Below are 17,573 nucleotides of genomic sequence, written 5' to 3'. Positions count from 1 at the left end.
GAGACAATGGACCTATCTATCGCCGCCATCCTGGCGCAGGACGGCATCACCTCGGGCGCGATCTACGCGCTGCTGGCACTGGCCCTGGTGCTGGTGTTCTCGGTGACGCGCGTCATCTTCATCCCGCAAGGGGAGTTCGTTGCCTACGGCGCGCTGACGCTGGCGGCGATGCAGGCCGGGCATGCGCCGCAGACCAGCTGGCTGCTGCTGGCCATGGGCGCGCTGACCTTCATCTATGAGACCGTGACCGTGCTGCGCAGCGCCGAGCTGCGGCGCACGCTGGGCCAGCGGCTGGCGGTGCTGGCCGGCAAGTACTTGGTGTTCCCGCTGGCGGTGCACTGGGTGGTCCAGCAATACGGCGCGCAGCCGCTGCCCATGGTCGCGCAGATCGCGCTGACGCTGCTGGTCATCATCCCGCTCGGGCCGATGCTGTACCGGCTCGCCTACCAGCCGCTGGCCGAGGCCAGCACGCTGGTGCTGCTGATCGTCTCGGTCGGCGTGCACTTTGCGCTGGTGGGGCTGGGGCTGGTGATGTTCGGCGCCGAAGGATCGCGCACCACGGCGTTTTCGGAGGCGCGCTTCGAGGTGGGCGCGCTCAGCGTCTCGGGCCAGAGCCTGTGGGTGGTGGGTGTGTCGGCGCTGCTGATCGGCGCGCTGTACTTCTACTTCGAGCGCACGCTGCAGGGCAAGGCGCTGCGCGCGACCGCGGTGAACCGGCTGGGCGCGCGCCTGGTCGGCATCGGCACCACGCAGGCTGGGCGGCTGTCGTTCACGCTGGCCGCGGCAATGGGCGCGCTGTGCGGCGTCCTGATCGCGCCGCTGACCACGGTGTATTACGAGTCGGGCTTCCTGGTGGGCCTGAAGGGCTTTGTCGGCGCGATCGTCGGCGGGCTGGTGAGCTATCCGGTCGCAGCACTGGGTGCGCTGCTGGTGGGCCTGCTCGAATCCTATTCGTCCTTCTGGGCCAGCGCGTTCAAGGAGGTCATCGTCTTCACACTGATCATTCCGGTGCTGCTGTGGCGCTCGCTGACGAGCAAGCATGTCGAGGAGGAGGAATAAGCCATGACCATGCTGACCGACAAGCAAGCGGCGGCCGTGACCGGCGCCGAGGCCGGCAGCCGCACGCGGCTGAACCGCAACCGGCTGCTGGTGCTCGCCTTCATCGTGGTGCTGGCGCTGCTGCCGGTGCTGCCGACGCCGGAATTCTGGATCACGCTGGGCAACTACATCGGCCTGTACAGCATCGTCGCGATCGGGCTGGTGCTGCTGACCGGCGTGGGCGGCATGACGTCGTTCGGGCAGGCGGCGTTCGTGGGGCTGGGCGCTTACAGCACCGCGTACCTGACCACGCAGTTCGGGCTGTCGCCGTGGTTCGGGCTGCTGGTGGGGCTGGTGATCACGGTGGCCTCGGCCTATGTGATCGGGCTGATCACCATGCGCATGTCCGGACACTACCTGCCGCTGGCGACCATCGCGTGGGGCCTGTCGCTGTTCTTCGTGTTCGGCAACCTGGAGTTCCTGGGCAAGTATGACGGCATCAACGGCATCCCCGTGCTGTCGTTCTTCGGCATCGAGCTGCAATCGGGCCGCTCGATGTTCTACCTGATCTGGGCGGTGGTGCTGCTGGCCGTGCTGGCGATGCAGAACCTGCTGAACTCGCGCCCGGGCCGCGCCATCCGCGCGCTCAAGGGCGGCGGCGTGATGGCCGAGGCCATGGGCGTCAATACCGCGTGGATGAAAGTGGTGATCTTCGTCGTGGCGGCGATCCTGGCATGCGTGTCGGGCTTCCTCTACGCACACCTGCAGCGCGCGGTGAACCCGACGCCGTTCGGCCTGAACTACGGTATCGAGTACCTGTTCATGGCGGTGGTCGGCGGCGTTGGCCACGTGTGGGGCGCCGTATTGGGTGCGGGCATCCTGACCATCCTGAAGGACGTGCTGCAGGGCGTGCTGCCGAAGCTGCTCGGCGCCAACGGCAACTTCGAGATCATCGTCTTCGGCGTGCTGCTGGTGCTGCTGCTGCAGTATGCGCGCGACGGCATCTGGCCGTTCCTGCGCCGGCTGGTTCCGTCGGGCCCCGCGGTGCTGGCGCCGGCGCAAGCCGAGGCGCTGGCCGTGCGCCGCAAGCCCGAGGCGGGCGAGCTGATCCTCGACGTGCGCGCCGCGCGCAAGGAGTTCGGCGGGCTGGTGGCGGTCAACGATGTCAGCTTCCAGGTGCGTGCGGGCGAGATCATCGGCCTGATCGGCCCCAACGGTGCCGGCAAGTCCACCACCTTCAACCTGGTGACGGGCGTGCTGCCGGTCACGCGTGGCGAGGTGCGCTATCGGGGCGAGGTGATCTCCGGCCTGCCGTCGCGCGAGATCGTCAAGCGCGGCATCGGCCGCACCTTCCAGCATGTGCACCTGCTGCCGACCATGACGGTGCTGGAGAACGTTGCCATCGGCGCGCACCTGCGCGGCGACTTCCGCGCGCAAGGCGGGGTCTCGGCGGCGATCCTGCGCATGAACAAGGTCGAGGAAGAGAAGCTGCTGTTCGAGGCAAAGCGGCAACTGGAACGCGTAGGCCTGGCCGACTGCATGTACATGGAAGCGGGCAGCCTGGCGCTGGGCCAGCAGCGCATCCTGGAGATCGCGCGCGCCCTGTGCTGCGACCCCGCGCTGCTGCTGCTCGACGAGCCGGCGGCGGGCCTGCGCTACAAGGAGAAGCAGGCGCTGGCCGACCTGCTGCGCAAGCTCAGGGGCGAGGGCATGAGCGTGCTGCTGGTCGAGCACGACATGGACTTCGTGATGAACCTGACCGACCGGCTGGTGGTGATGGAATTCGGCACGCGCATCGCCGAGGGCGTGCCCGAGGACGTGCAGAAGAACCCGGCGGTGCTGGAAGCCTACCTGGGTGGCGTGGAGTAATGGCAGAAGGAAGCGATATGAGCCCGATTCTGGAAGTGAAGGACCTCCACGTCCGCTACGGCAAGGTGGAAGCGGTGCACGGCGCCAACCTGAAGGTGGAAGCCGGCAAGATCGTCACGGTGATCGGCCCGAACGGCGCCGGCAAGTCCACCATGCTTAACGCAATCATGGGCGCGCTGCCGGTGAATGGTTCGGCCAGCGGCGCGGTCAGCTATCTTGGCCACGACATGGCCGGCATCCCGGTGGAGGGCCGCGTCGCGCGCGGCATGTGCCTGGTGCCGGAGAAGCGCGAGCTGTTTGCGTCGATGACGGTCGAGGATAACCTGCTGCTCGGCGCGTTCCGCCGCAAGCGCGCGGGCGAGAAAAACTACCTCGACCAGATGGACGTGGTCTACGACCTGTTCCCGCGGCTGCGCGAGCGTGCGCGCCAGGATGCCGGCACGCTGTCGGGCGGCGAGCGCCAGATGCTGGCGGTGGGGCGCGCGCTGATGGCCAAGCCGCAGCTGCTGATGCTGGACGAGCCCAGCCTCGGGCTGGCGCCGCTGATCGTCAAGGAGATCTTTCATATCGTCAGCAACCTGCGCCAGACCGGCGTGGCCACGCTGCTGATCGAGCAGAACGCGCGGGCGGCGCTGCAGGTGGCAGACTATGGCTATGTGATCGAGACCGGGGATATGTCGATGGAGGGGCCGGCAGGCGAGCTGGCGTCGAACCCGAAGGTGATCGAAACGTATCTTGGATTAGCAAAAAAGGCTGCCTAATCCATAAGGATGATAGCCAGACGAATGAGGGCTCACCCAGGTGAGCCCTTTTTCATTTCTCGTGTGAATAACTTTGGGGATAAGTGGTTTTGGAGGCCTGTTTTGGGGTGTCCAGAGGCGCGGCGCAGGACTGGGTACGGTTTGATTCGGATGATGAATAAATGGATTTGGAAATTGCCTTCTGTTATCGGTTTGGACGATGGCGGTGGCAATCTTATTCGCTGAAAGAATTTATTGTTCTTGGTTTAAAGACTTCCAGTTCTCGGGTGAATGTTTTTGAGTGTCTTCGATAGCTTCGTGCTGTGCGGTCTCCAACAGCCAGTCGCGAAACCGGTTTAGCGCCGGATGGTCACGACGTTCCCGCGGTGCGCACAAGAAATAGCCTCGTTGCAGCGAAATCGGCAAATCAAACGGCGCAAAAACACGTCCGGCAGCAATTTCGTCTCCCACGAGGCATCGCTGCAACACCGCAACTCCCATGTCGGCGCGTACCGCCTGGATCAGGATCGACACCTGGTCGAACGCTGTGGATAACCTCGGCGCAGCGACGGGTACGCCTGCCGCTCGCAGCCAGTTCTGCCAGTTGGCCGGCGCTGACGTGTGATAGAGCAGGGGTTCTTCCAGCAACTCCGCCGGCGTCTGCCAGCGGCCGGCCTCGCGGCGAGCGCGGGCGCGGTCCGGATGGCAGACCGGCACCATTTCACGCCCGATCACATAGTCGGCCTGCAGGCCCGGCCACTTGTCCGCTTCGCCCGCCAGGATGGCGGCGTCGGGTGTGGCGCCCGAGAGATCCTCGTCGCGCTGGTAGGGAACGAAGTCGAGGTGGATTTCCGGATGGCGGCGATGGAAGTCCGGCAGGCGCGGAACCAGCCACACGCTGGCCAGCGTCGGCACCACCGACAGTGTCAGGCGGTGGCGCCGGTCGCCAGCGAGCAGTGCCGCGCTGGCGTTTTCGATTGCTGCCAGCGGTTCGGCAACGGCATCCAGCAACTTCTGGCCGGCATCGGTCAACACAAGCCGGTGTGCGTTGCGCTGGAGCAGCGGCTGGCCGAAGTGTTCCTCCAGCCGGGCGATCGCCCGGCTGATCGCGCCTTGCGTTACGCACAGCGTTTCCGCGGCACGGGTGAAGCTGCCCAGCTTTGCCGCGGCGGCAAAGGCGTGCAACTCGGACATCGACGGGGAACGCAGCCGCATGGCGCAGGGTTACAGCGTAGGAGAGAGGAGGGCAGAACCTGCGTTGCGCCGAGTGTTTTACGGGGCACGGGCAGGATGATCTTTGGTAATGCAAACGTGCAATATAGTCGTTTGTGCGCAGCCGGTAAACGCCCGACACTCGCTCGATTCCTTCGCATACAACAACAGGAGAAAGCCTCATGAACCGAGCCACGATGACGCGCCGCCAGCTGATGCTGTCGGGCACCGCAGCCGCCGCCACGCTGGTGTTCGCCGGCAGCGCCTTCGCGCAGGCCAACTATCCGACGCGCCCGATCCGTTTGATCGTGCCGTTTGCAGCAGGCGGCTCAACCGACCTGTCGGCGCGCCTGGTGGCGGAATTCGCCGGCCGCGAGCTGGGCCAGTCGATCGTGGTCGAGAACAAGGGCGGCGCCGGCGGTTCGCTTGGCATGGAGCAGGTGGCCGGCTCGGCACCGGACGGCTACACCATCGGCATGGCCACGGTCAGCACGCACGGCTCCAACCCGGCCGTGTACCAGAAGCTGAAGTACGACCCGATCAAGGACTTTGCCCCGGTGACCAACGTGGTTGCCATTCCCAGCGTGTTCGCCGTACACCCGAGCGTGCCCGCCAAGACCATGCAGGAATTCATCGCGCTGGCCAGGGCCAACCCGGGCAAGTACAGCTTTGCCTCGCCGGGTGCCGGCTCGCTCGGCCACGTCAACATCGAGAACTTCATGATGCTGGCCAAGATCGACCTGCTGCACGTGCCGTACAAGGGTGCCGGCCTGGCGCTGAATGATGCCGTGGCAGGGCAGGTCAACGCCATCACCGACAATCTGTCGTCGACGCTGCCCCACGTGAAATCGGGCAAGCTGCGCGCACTGGCGGTGCTGGGCGCGTCGCGTTCGGCACAGCTGCCGAATGTGCCGACGTACGCCGAACTGGGCTTCAAGGACATGGGCGAGGGCGGCTGGTTCGGCATTGTCGCCCCGGCCGGCACGCCGCCGGCAATCGTCAACAAGCTGAACCAGGCCATCCACAAGGCCATGCTGAACCCCGAGTTCAAGCGCAAGGTGGAAGAGTCGGGCGGCACGCTGGTGCCGACCACGCCGGAGCAGTTCAAGGCGCAGATCCAGCAAGCGATGGTCCGCTATGCCGGCGTGGCCAAGGCGGCCGAGATCAAGCTGGATTGAGGCATGGCTGAAGCGAATAACCAGGGTGCGCTGCCGCCGGTCATCGTGCGGCTGCCGGAAGGGGAGCCGCTGCCGCTGGTGTGCGACTCACCGCATAGCGGCACCACGTACCCGGCGGATTTCGGCGCGGCGATCCCGGCGGCGCGGCTGCGTGGCGGCGAAGACACGCACGTCGATGCGCTGTGGGGCGCGGTGCCGGCCGTCGGTGGCACGCTGCTGGCGGCGACGTTCCCACGGGTCTATATCGATCCGAACCGGATGGCCGACGATATCGATCCGAACCAGCTGGACGGAGCGTGGCCCACGGCGCTGGCGCCGGGCCCGAAGACCAGCCTGGGCTACGGCCTGGTCTGGAGCCGGATCGACGCGGACACGCCGATCTATGATCGCCGGCTGCCGGTGGCGGAAGTGCAGGGGCGGCTGGACCGCTACTACCGCCCGTACCATGCAGCGCTCGCCGAAGCCGTGGACGGTGCATACGGGCGCTTTGGCACGGTCTGGCACCTGAACCTGCACTCGATGCCGGATAATGCCTACGAGCGCCTGAAGATCGACAGCCCGCACCCGCTGGCGGACTTCGTGCTGGGAGACCGGGACGGCACCACCTGCGAGCCGGGGATGGTTGACCTGGTCGAGCGCGAACTGCTCGGGATGGGCTACACGGTTGCGCGCAATGATCCCTACAAGGGCGTCCAGCTGATCGCCCAGATCGGGCGGCCGGCCGAGCGGCGCAGCAGCCTGCAGATCGAGATCCGACGCCCGCTCTATATGGACGAGGCGACGCGGGAACGGAATGCCGGGTTCGATACCTTGCAGCGCGATCTTGGCAAGCTGACGGAGCAGGTGGCAGCGTATATTCGCGCCAGCCTTTGAGCAGTTCGTTTCACGTGAAACATTGGCCGGGCCTTGTGCCCGGCCTTTTTGTTTCACGTGGAACATCGCGGGATCTCAGGCGTCGCTTGGCGGCCACGGGCAGGTATCGTCCGCGCCATGTTTCACGTGAAACATGGTGTCCGCCGAAAAGCGGCCAGTCGAATACCGCTATAATTTCGCATTCCCGCATTTTCCCGCCAGCCTCCCGGAGGAGGTGTCCCATGCTTTACCCAAAAGAATTCGATGTCATCGTCGTCGGTGGTGGTCACGCCGGCACTGAAGCAGCACTCGCCGCCGCGCGCATGGGCTGCCAGACGCTGCTGCTGACCCACAACATCGAGACGCTGGGCCAGATGAGCTGCAATCCGTCCATCGGCGGCATCGGCAAAGGGCACCTGGTCAAGGAAGTGGATGCGATGGGCGGCGCCATGGCGGCCGCCACGGACGAGTCCGGCATCCAGTTCCGCATCCTCAACTCCAGCAAGGGACCGGCGGTGCGTGCCACGCGTGCGCAGGCGGACCGTGTGCTGTACCGCAAGGCGATTCGTACGCGCCTGGAAAACCAGCCGAACCTGATGCTGTTCCAGCAGGCAGTGGATGACCTGATGGTCGAGGGCGACCGGGTGGTCGGTGCCATGACGCAGGTCGGCATTGCCTTTCGCGGGCGGGCCGTGGTGCTGACCGCCGGCACTTTCCTGGACGGCAAGATCCACGTCGGCCTGGACAACTACACCGGCGGGCGCGCCGGAGATCCGGCTGCGGTATCGCTGTCGGCGCGCCTGAAGGAACTGAAGTTGCCGCAGGGCCGCCTGAAGACCGGCACGCCGCCGCGTATCGACGGCCGCACCATCGACTTCTCGGTGATGGAAGAGCAGCCCGGCGACCTGGACCCGGTGCCGGTGTTCTCCTTCCTGGGCCGCCCGGAGCAGCATCCGCAGCAGCTGCCTTGCTGGATCACCCATACCAACAGCCGTACGCACGACGTCATCCGCGGCGGTCTCGACCGTTCGCCGATGTACACCGGCGTGATCGAAGGGGTAGGGCCGCGCTACTGCCCGAGCATCGAGGACAAGATCCATCGCTTTGCCAGCAAGGAGAGCCACCAGATCTTCCTGGAACCGGAAGGCCTGACCACCAACGAGTTCTACCCGAACGGGATTTCGACCAGCCTGCCGTTCGACGTGCAGCTGGAGCTGGTGCATTCGATTCGCGGCTTGGAGAACGCGCACATCCTGCGTCCTGGTTATGCCATCGAGTACGACTACTTCGATCCGCGTGGCCTGAAGTCATCCCTGGAGAGCAAGGCAATCCGGGGCCTGTTCTTTGCTGGCCAGATCAACGGCACCACCGGCTATGAAGAAGCCGCGGCGCAGGGCCTGCTGGCCGGCATCAATGCCGGTTGCTACGTGCGCGAGCGCGATGCCTGGACGCCGCGCCGCGACCAGGCCTACCTGGGCGTGCTGGTCGACGATCTGATCACGCGCGGCGTGACCGAGCCGTACCGCATGTTCACCAGCCGCGCGGAATTCCGCCTGAGCCTGCGCGAGGACAATGCCGACATGAGGCTGACGGAGATGGGCCGTGAACTGGGTGTCGTCGACGATGCGCGCTGGGATGCCTTCAACCGCAAACGCGACACTGTTTCACGTGAAACAGAGCGCCTGAAGAGCACGTGGGTGAACCCGGCCATGTTGCCGCCGGAAGACGCCGTGCCGCTGCTGGGCAAGCCGATCGAGCGCGAGTACAGCCTGGCCGACTTGCTGCGCCGGCCGGAAGTTCGCTATGAGTCGCTGATGGCGCTCCAGGGCGGCCGGCATGCGCCCGAAGCACCGCTCGACGCCGATGCCATGTTGGCCGACCAGATCCGTGAGCAAATCGAGATCGGCATCAAATACCACGGCTATATCGCCCGCCAGGCGGCCGAAGTCGACAAGCTGGAAGCCAATGAATCGACGCGCCTGCCTGAGAATCTGGATTACACCGAGGTACGCGGGTTGGGCTTCGAAGTCAGCCAGAAGCTGAACCAGCACCGCCCGGAAACACTGGGTCAGGCTTCCCGCATCTCGGGCGTGACCCCGGCGGCAATCTCACTGCTGCTAGTACACCTGAAGAAGAAGGGGCTCGGCCGTGCGCGCGCCGAGTCGGCTGCCGCCGGCGGCACCTCGGAAGAGGCGGCTTGAGTGGCGGGCGCTCGACACACCATGACTGACGACGCCACGCAGCGTCGTCGTCTCGAAGCCGGCCTCGCCGAGATCGGGCTGGCGCTGGCGCCGGCGCAGATCGACAAGCTGTTCGACTACCTCGCGCTGCTGCGCAAGTGGAACGGCGTCTATAACCTGACCGCGATCCGTCATCCCGATGAGATGCTTACGCATCACATGCTGGATTCACTCGCAGCAGTGCCCGCACTGGCCGCGGCCGCGCGTTCTGCAGAGGTAGGTACGCCCGCACGGGGCAGCGTGCTGGACGTCGGCTCGGGCGGCGGCATGCCCGGGCTGCCGCTGGCGATCGCGTGCCCGGACGTGTCGGTGCTGATGGTCGACATCGTGCAGAAGAAGACCGCCTTCCTGACCCAGTGCCGCGCCCAGCTCGGACTGGCCAATGCCGCGGCGCACTGGGGCCCGGTGGAAAAGCTGGAAGATACGGACGGCTTTGCCGTGATCACGTCGCGCGCCTTTGCCGAACTGGCCGATTTCGTGAACCTGTCGGGTCAGCTGCTGGCACCGCACGGCAAGCTGATCGCCATGAAGGGCGTTTATCCTCAGGCCGAGCTGGACCGGATGGAAGCCGCCGGGCTGATGACCCAGTGGCAAGTCGATGACGTACCGCGCCTCACTGTGCCGGGACTGGACGCTGAGCGCCACCTGGTGGTGCTGTCGCGGCGCGCAGGCGCGCACGCATGACGCACGCATGATTTAAGCCGCGGCGCTGCAGGCAGCGCCGCGAACTGCCGGCCACGAGGCTGGCCGGATGATTTGAAGCAGGAGCCTCAGGAGCATATGGCCAAGGTATTCGTGATTGCAAACCAGAAGGGCGGGGTGGGCAAGACCACCACCACGGTGAACCTCGCCGCCGGCCTGGCCGCGCAGGACCAGCGCGTGCTGCTGGTCGACCTGGACCCGCAGGGCAATGCCTCGATGGGTTCGGGCATCGACAAGCAGGCGCTGGAGCACAGCGTGTACCAGGTGCTGGTTGGCCTGGCCAGCATCCCGCAGGCGCGCCAGAAATCCGAGACCGGCAGGTACGATGTATTGCCGGCCAACCGCGAGCTGGCTGGTGCCGAAGTCGAACTGGTCGAGCTCGAGCATCGCGAGCGCCGGCTCAGGCAGGCCATCGATGAAGTCGACGGCGAGTACGACTTCGTGCTGATCGATTGCCCGCCGTCGCTGTCGCTGCTGACGCTGAACGGGCTGTGCGCGGCGCATGGCGTGATCGTGCCGATGCAGTGCGAATACTTCGCGCTCGAAGGGCTGTCCGACCTGGTCAACACCATCAAGCAGGTGCACGCCAACCTGAACCGCGAGCTCAAGGTGATCGGCCTGCTGCGCGTGATGTTCGACCCGCGCGTCACGCTGCAGCAGCAGGTGTCGGCGCAGCTCGAATCGCACTTCGGTGACAAGGTGTTCAAGACCCTGATTCCGCGCAATGTGCGCCTGGCCGAGGCACCGTCCTATGGCATGCCGGGCGTCGCATTCGATCCGTCATCCAAGGGCGCCAAGGCGTACCTGGACTTTGGCGCCGAGATGATCGCGCGCGTCAGGCAGCTGGGCTGAAGCTGAAGGAGGCATCGACCATGAGTACCGCAAAGACGCCGGCAAAGAAGAAGGGCCTGGGCCGTGGCCTGGAAGCGTTGCTGGGCGGTCCCGCCGAAATCGTCGAGACCGCGAAGCAGGAGGGCGCGCCCAGCGTGTTGCACGTGGACCAGTTGCAGCCGGGCAAGTACCAGCCGCGTACGCGCATGGACGAAGGCGCGCTGCAGGAACTGGCTGCGAGCATCCGCGCGCAGGGCCTGATGCAGCCGATCCTGGTGCGGCGCGTGGCCGAGCCCGATCGCTACGAGATCATTGCGGGCGAACGCCGTTACCGCGCGTCGAAGCTTGCTGGCCTGGACAAGGTGCCGGTGCTGGTCAAGGACGTGGCCGACGAAGCCGCGGCCGCGATGGCGCTGATCGAGAACATCCAGCGTGAAGACCTGAACCCGCTGGAAGAAGCGCAGGGCATCATGCGCCTGATCCGCGAGTTCAAGTTTACGCACGAGCAGGCCGCCGAGTCGGTGGGCCGCTCGCGCAGCGCGGTGTCCAACCTGCTGCGCCTGCTGAACCTGGCCGCGCCGGTGCAGACCATGCTGATGGCGGGCGATCTCGACATGGGCCACGCGCGCGCGCTGCTCGCGGTCGATGGCGCCAATCAGATCACGCTGGCGAACCAGGTCGTCAACAAGCGGCTGTCGGTGCGCGAGACCGAAAAGCTGGTGGCGTCCACTCTCAAGCCGTTCGACCTGAAGTCGCTCAAGCAGAAAGGCGTCAACAATATCCGCGACGTGGCGCGCCTGGAAGAAGAGTTGTCCGATGCGCTGGGGCTGTCGGTGCAGATCAAGCTGGGCGCGCGCGGCAAGGGCCAGCTCACCATCCACTTCAGCAACAACGATGCGCTCGAGGGCGTGCTTGTACGCCTGCGCGAATCCCGCGAAGGGCAACAGGCGGCCTGAAATAGCGGGCGATAACCGGCCATTGCAAGAGGACTGTTGCATCAATACAGCAGTGGCCGGTTCGATTATCGGTATACGTGAGCCGTACTCGGTAATCCACCATCATGCGCAGGGTCTGCTGCGCAATCCAATTACGTCAAACATCATTGCTGCGCAATTTTTGTAAAGCCATCATGCAATCGTGATGGCAACCGTTGTGCGCAACGCACTGCAAGCTAACTGTAAGCAGATTGACGCGAATCAGTAGTTCCCCTTAAAATCGTGCGGTTTGAATTCTGGTCGGGCCGATAAGTTCCGGCCTGGAATGAGGCAGGCAGGTAGTGGTTCGAGACCGTCAGCAACGCAGCGCCGGTTCCCGTCAGGAAGATGACTGGGACGACTGGAAAGAAGGCGCAGACCGTGAAGAGGAAGCTGTCGATCCGCTGTCGCACGCCGATGCGGTGAAGCTGCTTGGCGAACGCGCGCTGCGTCCTTCGCGCATGACCCCGGGCAAGGTTGTCCTGGCGCAGGTGATCGTTTCCCTGCTGTCGGCACTGGGCTGGGCGTTGTTCGGGAAAGAGGCGGGGCCGTACGGCTGGTCGGCGTTGTTCGGCGGCATGGTGTGCTTCGTGCCGAGCGGATTCTTCGCATTCCGGCTGTGGGTGGCGCGGGATCGTGCATCGGTCGGCGGGCTGGTCCTCGGCGAGGCGATCAAGGTGTTCGCCACCGTGGCCATGCTGGTGCTGGTGGTGGTGCTGTACCGGGATCTGCGTTGGGTACCGATGCTGGTCACGTTCCTGCTGGCGCTCAAGACTTACTGGGTGGTGGCCCTCGCGCTGCGCTAGGCCGCTGCACAAAACAGGTGCTTCATCCGGAGGTGGGGCACCGAAACGGAATATCAAGATGTTTCCGTGGCGGTTTCACCGTGGTTTCACAGCGGTGACACCGGACACGGTCAAGGTTGGAAACCCGCTTGCATCGCGGTGACCGGCGAATCCGCCGAAGGCAATGCAAGACGCGTACCGGGCGCTGCACAGGAGTAGCGGCGCGCGGCCCGAAGATTTCGCAATATACCGTTCGATTCGACAATGGCAGAAGCTACCCAAAGCGCGGAACACGTGCTGACACCCTCCGGCTATATCGCCGAACACTTGCAGAACTTGAACTCGGTCGGCGGCAAGCAGGCGTCGGTGGTCGATTTCTCCGTGATCAACTATGACACGGTGTTCTGGTCGGTCCTGTGCGGCGCCATCGCCGTGCTGTTCCTGTATGCCGCCGCGCGCCGCGTCACCTCGGGCGTGCCGGGCCGCTTCCAGGCCTTCGTTGAAATGATCGTCGAGATGGTCGACGACCAGGCCAAGGGCATCATCCACGGCGACCGTTCGTGGATCGCTCCGCTGGCGCTGATGGTGTTCTGCTGGATCACCATGATGAACGCGATCGACCTGATCCCCGTTGACTGGGTCAACGGCCTGAACAGCGTGCTGGGCATCTTCCACCTGCATATCCCGCACCACCGCGCGGTGGCCACGGCCGACCTGAACGGCACGCTGGGCATGTCGTTCGCGGTGCTGATCCTGATGATCTACTACAGCTTCAAGATCAAGGGCGCAGGCGGCTTCATACACGAACTGTTCTCGGCCCCGTTCGGCGCCAAGTGGTACCTGGCCCCGTTCAACCTGGTCCTGAACATCATCGAATTCCTGGCCAAGGCCGTTTCGCTCGGCATGCGGTTGTTCGGCAACATGTACGCCGGCGAACTGGTGTTCCTGCTGATCGCGCTGCTGGGTTCGATGTGGACGTTCGGCGCCGACCTGAGCGCGCTGGGCTTCGTTGGCCATGTGCTGGCGGGTGCAGTCTGGGCGATCTTCCACATCCTGATCGTGCTGCTGCAGGCCTTCATTTTCATGATGCTGACGCTGGTGTATCTCGGCCAGGCTCACGATCACCACTGATAGTGCTGATTGCCGCAGGTTTCAAGTTTTAGGTTTTTTGGTTTTTGGGTTTTTTGGTTCTAAGTCTCTCTAAATTAAAGGAGTCATCATGCAAGCATTTCTCGCCAACATCCAGGGTCTGACCGCCATCGGTATCGGCATCATCATCGGCCTGGGCGCTATCGGCGCCTGCCTGGGTATCGCCCTGATGGGTGGCAAGTACATCGAAGCCTGCGCACGTCAGCCCGAGCTGATGAACCCGCTGCAGACCAAGATGTTCCTGCTGGCCGGCCTGATCGACGCTGCATTCCTGATCGGCGTGGGTGTTGCAATGCTGTTCGCGTTCGCCAACCCGCTGCTGGCTGTCATTCAGTAATTCTTTTCGGTCTGCATGATGCTGACAGGCGGCGCGCAGGCCACCAGCCTGGTGCCGCCTTTGTGCATTTATTTGTAGTTTGATTACCGAAAGGAACACACCATGAATCTGAACGCAACGTTTTTTGCGCAGATGGTCGTGTTCTTCATCCTGTGGTGGGTTGTTGCCAAATTCATTTGGCCGCCGCTGGTGAAGGCGCTCGACGAACGCGCAACGAAGATCGCCGATGGCCTCGCCGCTGCCGAGAAGGGCAAGGCCGAGCTCGAACTCGCCAACAAGCGTGTGGACCAGGCCATGGCCGAAGCCCGCACCGAAGGCGCTCAACGCGTCGCTGACGCCGAGAAGCGCGCCCAGCTGACGGCTGACGAGATCAAGCAGAACGCCCAGGCAGAAGCCGCACGCATCATTGCCCAGGCCAAGGCCGACGCCGAACAGCAGGTTACCCGCGCGCGCGAAGAACTGCGCGACCAGGTCGCCGTGCTGGCCGTCAAGGGTGCCGAGCAGATCCTCAAGCGTGAAGTGAACGCGCAGGTCCACAGCGACCTGCTCAATCAACTCAAGGCTGAGCTCTAATCATGGCTGAAACCGCAACCATTGCCCGTCCCTACGCTGAGGCGCTGTTCCGCGTCGCCAGTGAATCGAGCGCAGGCAACCTGGGTGCATGGTCCGAGCTGGTGTCGGAAATGGGGCAGGTTGCCGCCAATGCCGACATGAAGGCGGTCGCCGACGATCCGAACGTTCCCGGCGACAAGCTGGCCGAACTGTTCCTGTCGGTGCTGAAGTCCCCGGTCAGCGACGAGGCACGCCGCTTCGTCAAGCTGCTGGTGGAGAACGGCCGCCTGACGGTGATGCCTGACATCGCCGAACAGTTCCATGCGCTCAAGAACGCCCGCGAAGGGTCGTCCGACGTTGAGATCATCAGCGCTTTCCCGCTGGAAGATGGTCAGCTGAACGACCTGGTCGCCGCACTCGAACGCAAGTTCGGCCGCAAGCTGTACGCGCAGGTGGCGGTGGACCCGTCCCTGATCGGCGGCGTCAGCGTCAAGGTTGGCGACGAAGTGCTCGACACCTCCGTGCGTGCGCGCCTGGCAGCCATGCAAACCGCGCTGACCGCCGCCTGAGCGGCCGTCCGACGGATTGAAGAATTAGGAGCATTGTGATGCAACTGAACCCCTCAGAAATCAGCGAGCTGATCAAGACCCGCATCTCGGGTCTTGGCGCCGAAGCTGAAGTGCGCAACACCGGCACGGTGATTTCCGTGACCGATGGTATCTGCCGCGTGCATGGCCTGTCTGGCGTGATGCAGGGCGAGATGCTGGAATTCCCCGGCAACACCTTCGGCCTCGCGCTGAACCTCGAGCGCGACTCGGTCGGCGCCGTGGTGCTGGGCGACTACGAACACATTTCCGAAGGCGACACGGTCAAGTGCACCGGCCGCATTCTGGAAGTGCCGGTGGGCAAGGAACTGCTGGGCCGCGTGGTCAACACGCTGGGCCAGCCGATCGACGGCAAGGGCCCGATCAACGCCAAGGAAACGGACGTGATCGAGAAGGTCGCGCCGGGCGTGATCGCGCGTCAGTCGGTGAGCCAGCCGGTGCAGACCGGCCTGAAGTCGATCGACTCGATGGTGCCGATCGGCCGTGGCCAGCGTGAGCTGATCATTGGCGACCGCCAGACCGGCAAGACCGCCGTTGCCGTGGATGCGATCATCAACCAGAAGGGCAAGGGCATGTACTGCGTGTACGTCGCCATTGGCCAGAAGGCTTCGACGATCGCCAACGTGGTGCGCAAGCTGGAAGAGCACGGCGCCATGGAATACACCGTCGTCGTGGCCGCCGCCGCCTCGGACTCGGCCGCCATGCAGTACCTGGCTGCCTACGCCGGCTGCACGATGGGCGAATACTTCCGCGATCGCGGTGAAGACGCGCTGATCGTTTATGACGACCTGACCAAGCAAGCCTGGGCCTACCGCCAGGTGTCGCTGCTGCTGCGCCGCCCGCCGGGCCGTGAAGCCTACCCGGGCGACGTGTTCTACCTGCACTCGCGCCTGCTGGAGCGTGCTGCCCGCGTGAACGAAGACTATGTCGAGAAGTTCACCAGCGGCGCCGTCAAGGGCAAGACCGGTTCGCTGACCGCGCTGCCGATCATCGAAACGCAGGCTGGCGACGTGTCCGCGTTCGTGCCGACCAACGTGATTTCGATTACCGACGGCCAGATCTTCCTGGAAACCGACCTGTTCAACGCCGGTATCCGTCCCGCCATCAACGCCGGTATCTCGGTGTCGCGCGTGGGTGGTGCAGCACAGACCAAGGTGGTGAAGGGCCTGTCCGGCGGTATCCGTACCGACCTGGCCCAGTACCGTGAACTGGCTGCGTTCGCGCAGTTTGCTTCGGACCTGGACGATGCGACCCGCAAGCAGCTCGAGCGCGGCCGCCGCGTGACCGAACTGCTGAAGCAGGCGCAATACCAGCCGCAGCAAGTGTGGCAGCTGGCCGCTTCGCTGTTCGCCGCCAACAACGGCTTCCTCGACAACGTGGAAGTGAAGGACATCCTGCCGTTCGAGAAGGGCCTGCACGACCATCTGAAGACCAAGTACGCCGACCTCGTCAACCGCATCGAAGAGACCAAGCAGCTCTCGAAGGAAGATGAACCCGCCCTGCGTGCCGCCGTCGAGGATTTCAAGAAGTCCGCCGCGTTCTAACCACCGCGTGATTCCACGACATCCCTGCTGCGCCTGAGCATTCGGGCGCGGCAGGGATTCGGACGGAGAGGAAGATATGGCCGGAACGAAAGAGATTCGAACCAAGATCAAGAGCGTGCAGAACACGCGCAAGATCACCAAGGCGATGGAGATGGTCGCCGCATCCAAGATGCGCAAGGCGCAGGAACGGATGCGCAATGCCCGCCCCTATGCCGAGAAAGTGCGCAACATCGCGGCGCACCTGGCTTCTGCCAACCCCGAGTTCAAGCACCCCTTCATGCAGGAGCGCGAAGTCAAGCGCGTCGGCATGATCGTGGTCACGACCGACAAGGGGCTGTGCGGTGGCCTGAACACGAACGTGCTGCGTGCGGTGACCAACGAGCTGAAGAGCCTGCAGGGTCGCGGCGTGGATGTGCGAGCCACTGCCATCGGCAGCAAGGGCATGCAGTTCCTGAGCCGCATCGGCGCCAAGGTGGCCTCGAATGTGGTGCAGCTCGGCGACACCCCGCACCTGGAAAAGCTGATCGGCGCGATCAAGGTCCAGCTCGATGCATTCACCAACGGTGAAGTCGACGCGGTGTACCTGGCGTACACCAAGTTCATCAACACGATGAAGCAGGAACCGATGGTTGAGCAGCTGTTGCCGCTCGCCGCCGACAAGCTGTCGCAGACGGAAGAAGAGAAGCGCGCCTACTCGTGGGACTACATCTACGAGCCTGACGCGCAGACCGTGGTGGAAGAGCTGTTGGTCCGCTACGTCGAGGCGCTGGTGTACCAGGCCGTGGCCGAGAACATGGCGTCCGAGCAATCGGCGCGCATGGTGGCCATGAAGGCAGCATCCGACAACGCGAAGAACGTGATCGGCGAACTGCAGCTGGACTACAACAAGACCCGGCAGGCAGCGATCACCAAGGAACTGTCGGAGATCGTCAGCGGCGCGGCAGCGGTCTGAGGCGTCAAGAATT

17 protein-coding genes are annotated in these 17,573 nt (G+C 64.4%); 16 read left to right on the top strand and 1 reads right to left on the bottom strand.

Features of this window, described 5'->3' with window-relative positions; all coding sequences use genetic code 11:
* Window positions 1-6 precede the first annotated feature (6 nt).
* From JTE92_RS29755 to JTE92_RS29745, 3 genes are read left to right on the top strand one after another with little or no spacing between them, the layout of a single operon-like run.
* A complete protein-coding gene (locus JTE92_RS29755; protein ID WP_063240854.1) occupies window positions 7-1,059 on the top strand; it encodes a branched-chain amino acid ABC transporter permease in 1,053 nt (350 codons plus the stop codon).
* A gap of 3 nt (window positions 1,060-1,062) precedes the next feature.
* Window positions 1,063-2,907: a branched-chain amino acid ABC transporter ATP-binding protein/permease gene (locus JTE92_RS29750; RefSeq protein ID WP_063240855.1), complete on the top strand. Its 1,845-nt coding sequence runs from the start codon at window positions 1,063-1,065 to the stop codon at window positions 2,905-2,907.
* A gap of 17 nt (window positions 2,908-2,924) precedes the next feature.
* Window positions 2,925-3,668, top strand: a complete 744-nt coding sequence (locus JTE92_RS29745; RefSeq protein WP_063240856.1) for an ABC transporter ATP-binding protein — start codon at window positions 2,925-2,927, stop codon at window positions 3,666-3,668.
* A 231-nt stretch (window positions 3,669-3,899) separates the two neighbouring features.
* Here JTE92_RS29745 and JTE92_RS29740 read toward each other — a convergent pair whose 3' ends face one another.
* Window positions 3,900-4,862: a LysR substrate-binding domain-containing protein gene (locus JTE92_RS29740; RefSeq protein WP_063240857.1), complete on the bottom strand. Its 963-nt coding sequence runs from the start codon at window positions 4,860-4,862 to the stop codon at window positions 3,900-3,902.
* A 179-nt stretch (window positions 4,863-5,041) separates the two neighbouring features.
* Here JTE92_RS29740 and JTE92_RS29735 point away from each other — a divergent pair, with 179 nt between their 5' ends.
* From JTE92_RS29735 to atpG, 13 genes are all read left to right on the top strand, one after another.
* Window positions 5,042-6,037 (top strand): Bug family tripartite tricarboxylate transporter substrate binding protein, encoded by a 996-nt coding sequence (locus tag JTE92_RS29735; protein WP_063240858.1) that lies wholly within the window; start codon window positions 5,042-5,044, stop codon window positions 6,035-6,037.
* A gap of 3 nt (window positions 6,038-6,040) precedes the next feature.
* Window positions 6,041-6,910 (top strand): N-formylglutamate amidohydrolase, encoded by an 870-nt coding sequence (locus JTE92_RS29730; RefSeq protein ID WP_063240859.1) that lies wholly within the window; start codon window positions 6,041-6,043, stop codon window positions 6,908-6,910.
* 221 nt (window positions 6,911-7,131) lie between these two features.
* On the top strand, window positions 7,132-9,090 hold the full coding sequence (gene mnmG / locus JTE92_RS29725; RefSeq protein ID WP_063240860.1) for a tRNA uridine-5-carboxymethylaminomethyl(34) synthesis enzyme MnmG: 1,959 nt from the start codon (window positions 7,132-7,134) through the stop codon (window positions 9,088-9,090).
* Between the two features lie 21 nt (window positions 9,091-9,111).
* Entirely contained in the window at window positions 9,112-9,813 is a 702-nt protein-coding gene (gene rsmG / locus JTE92_RS29720) for a 16S rRNA (guanine(527)-N(7))-methyltransferase RsmG (protein WP_063240861.1), read from the top strand.
* Between the two features lie 96 nt (window positions 9,814-9,909).
* Window positions 9,910-10,683: a ParA family protein gene (locus tag JTE92_RS29715; protein WP_063240862.1), complete on the top strand. Its 774-nt coding sequence runs from the start codon at window positions 9,910-9,912 to the stop codon at window positions 10,681-10,683.
* Window positions 10,684-10,703: 20 nt separating this feature from the next.
* Window positions 10,704-11,618 carry a ParB/RepB/Spo0J family partition protein gene (locus tag JTE92_RS29710; RefSeq protein ID WP_063240863.1) on the top strand — a complete coding sequence of 305 codons (915 nt, stop codon included), beginning with the start codon at window positions 10,704-10,706 and terminating at the stop codon, window positions 11,616-11,618.
* A gap of 320 nt (window positions 11,619-11,938) precedes the next feature.
* Window positions 11,939-12,442 carry an ATP synthase subunit I gene (locus JTE92_RS29705; RefSeq protein WP_063240864.1) on the top strand — a complete coding sequence of 168 codons (504 nt, stop codon included), beginning with the start codon at window positions 11,939-11,941 and terminating at the stop codon, window positions 12,440-12,442.
* Window positions 12,443-12,685: 243 nt separating this feature from the next.
* Window positions 12,686-13,552 carry a F0F1 ATP synthase subunit A gene (gene atpB / locus JTE92_RS29700; RefSeq protein WP_063240865.1) on the top strand — a complete coding sequence of 289 codons (867 nt, stop codon included), beginning with the start codon at window positions 12,686-12,688 and terminating at the stop codon, window positions 13,550-13,552.
* A gap of 88 nt (window positions 13,553-13,640) precedes the next feature.
* On the top strand, window positions 13,641-13,907 hold the full coding sequence (gene atpE / locus JTE92_RS29695) for a F0F1 ATP synthase subunit C (RefSeq protein WP_011299478.1): 267 nt from the start codon (window positions 13,641-13,643) through the stop codon (window positions 13,905-13,907).
* Between the two features lie 102 nt (window positions 13,908-14,009).
* Window positions 14,010-14,480 carry a F0F1 ATP synthase subunit B gene (locus tag JTE92_RS29690; protein WP_029046523.1) on the top strand — a complete coding sequence of 157 codons (471 nt, stop codon included), beginning with the start codon at window positions 14,010-14,012 and terminating at the stop codon, window positions 14,478-14,480.
* Between the two features lie 2 nt (window positions 14,481-14,482).
* Window positions 14,483-15,028, top strand: a complete 546-nt coding sequence (locus JTE92_RS29685; protein WP_063240866.1) for a F0F1 ATP synthase subunit delta — start codon at window positions 14,483-14,485, stop codon at window positions 15,026-15,028.
* A 38-nt stretch (window positions 15,029-15,066) separates the two neighbouring features.
* Entirely contained in the window at window positions 15,067-16,608 is a 1,542-nt protein-coding gene (gene atpA / locus JTE92_RS29680) for a F0F1 ATP synthase subunit alpha (RefSeq protein ID WP_063240867.1), read from the top strand.
* A 76-nt stretch (window positions 16,609-16,684) separates the two neighbouring features.
* Window positions 16,685-17,560, top strand: a complete 876-nt coding sequence (gene atpG, locus JTE92_RS29675) for a F0F1 ATP synthase subunit gamma (protein ID WP_063240868.1) — start codon at window positions 16,685-16,687, stop codon at window positions 17,558-17,560.
* Window positions 17,561-17,573 lie beyond the last annotated feature (13 nt).

It is taken from the genome of Cupriavidus oxalaticus, from assembly GCF_016894385.1.
Taxonomy (GTDB): domain Bacteria; phylum Pseudomonadota; class Gammaproteobacteria; order Burkholderiales; family Burkholderiaceae; genus Cupriavidus; species Cupriavidus oxalaticus.
Note: the sequence above shows the minus strand (reverse complement) of the source record. Positions and strands in the feature narration are given on the sequence as shown.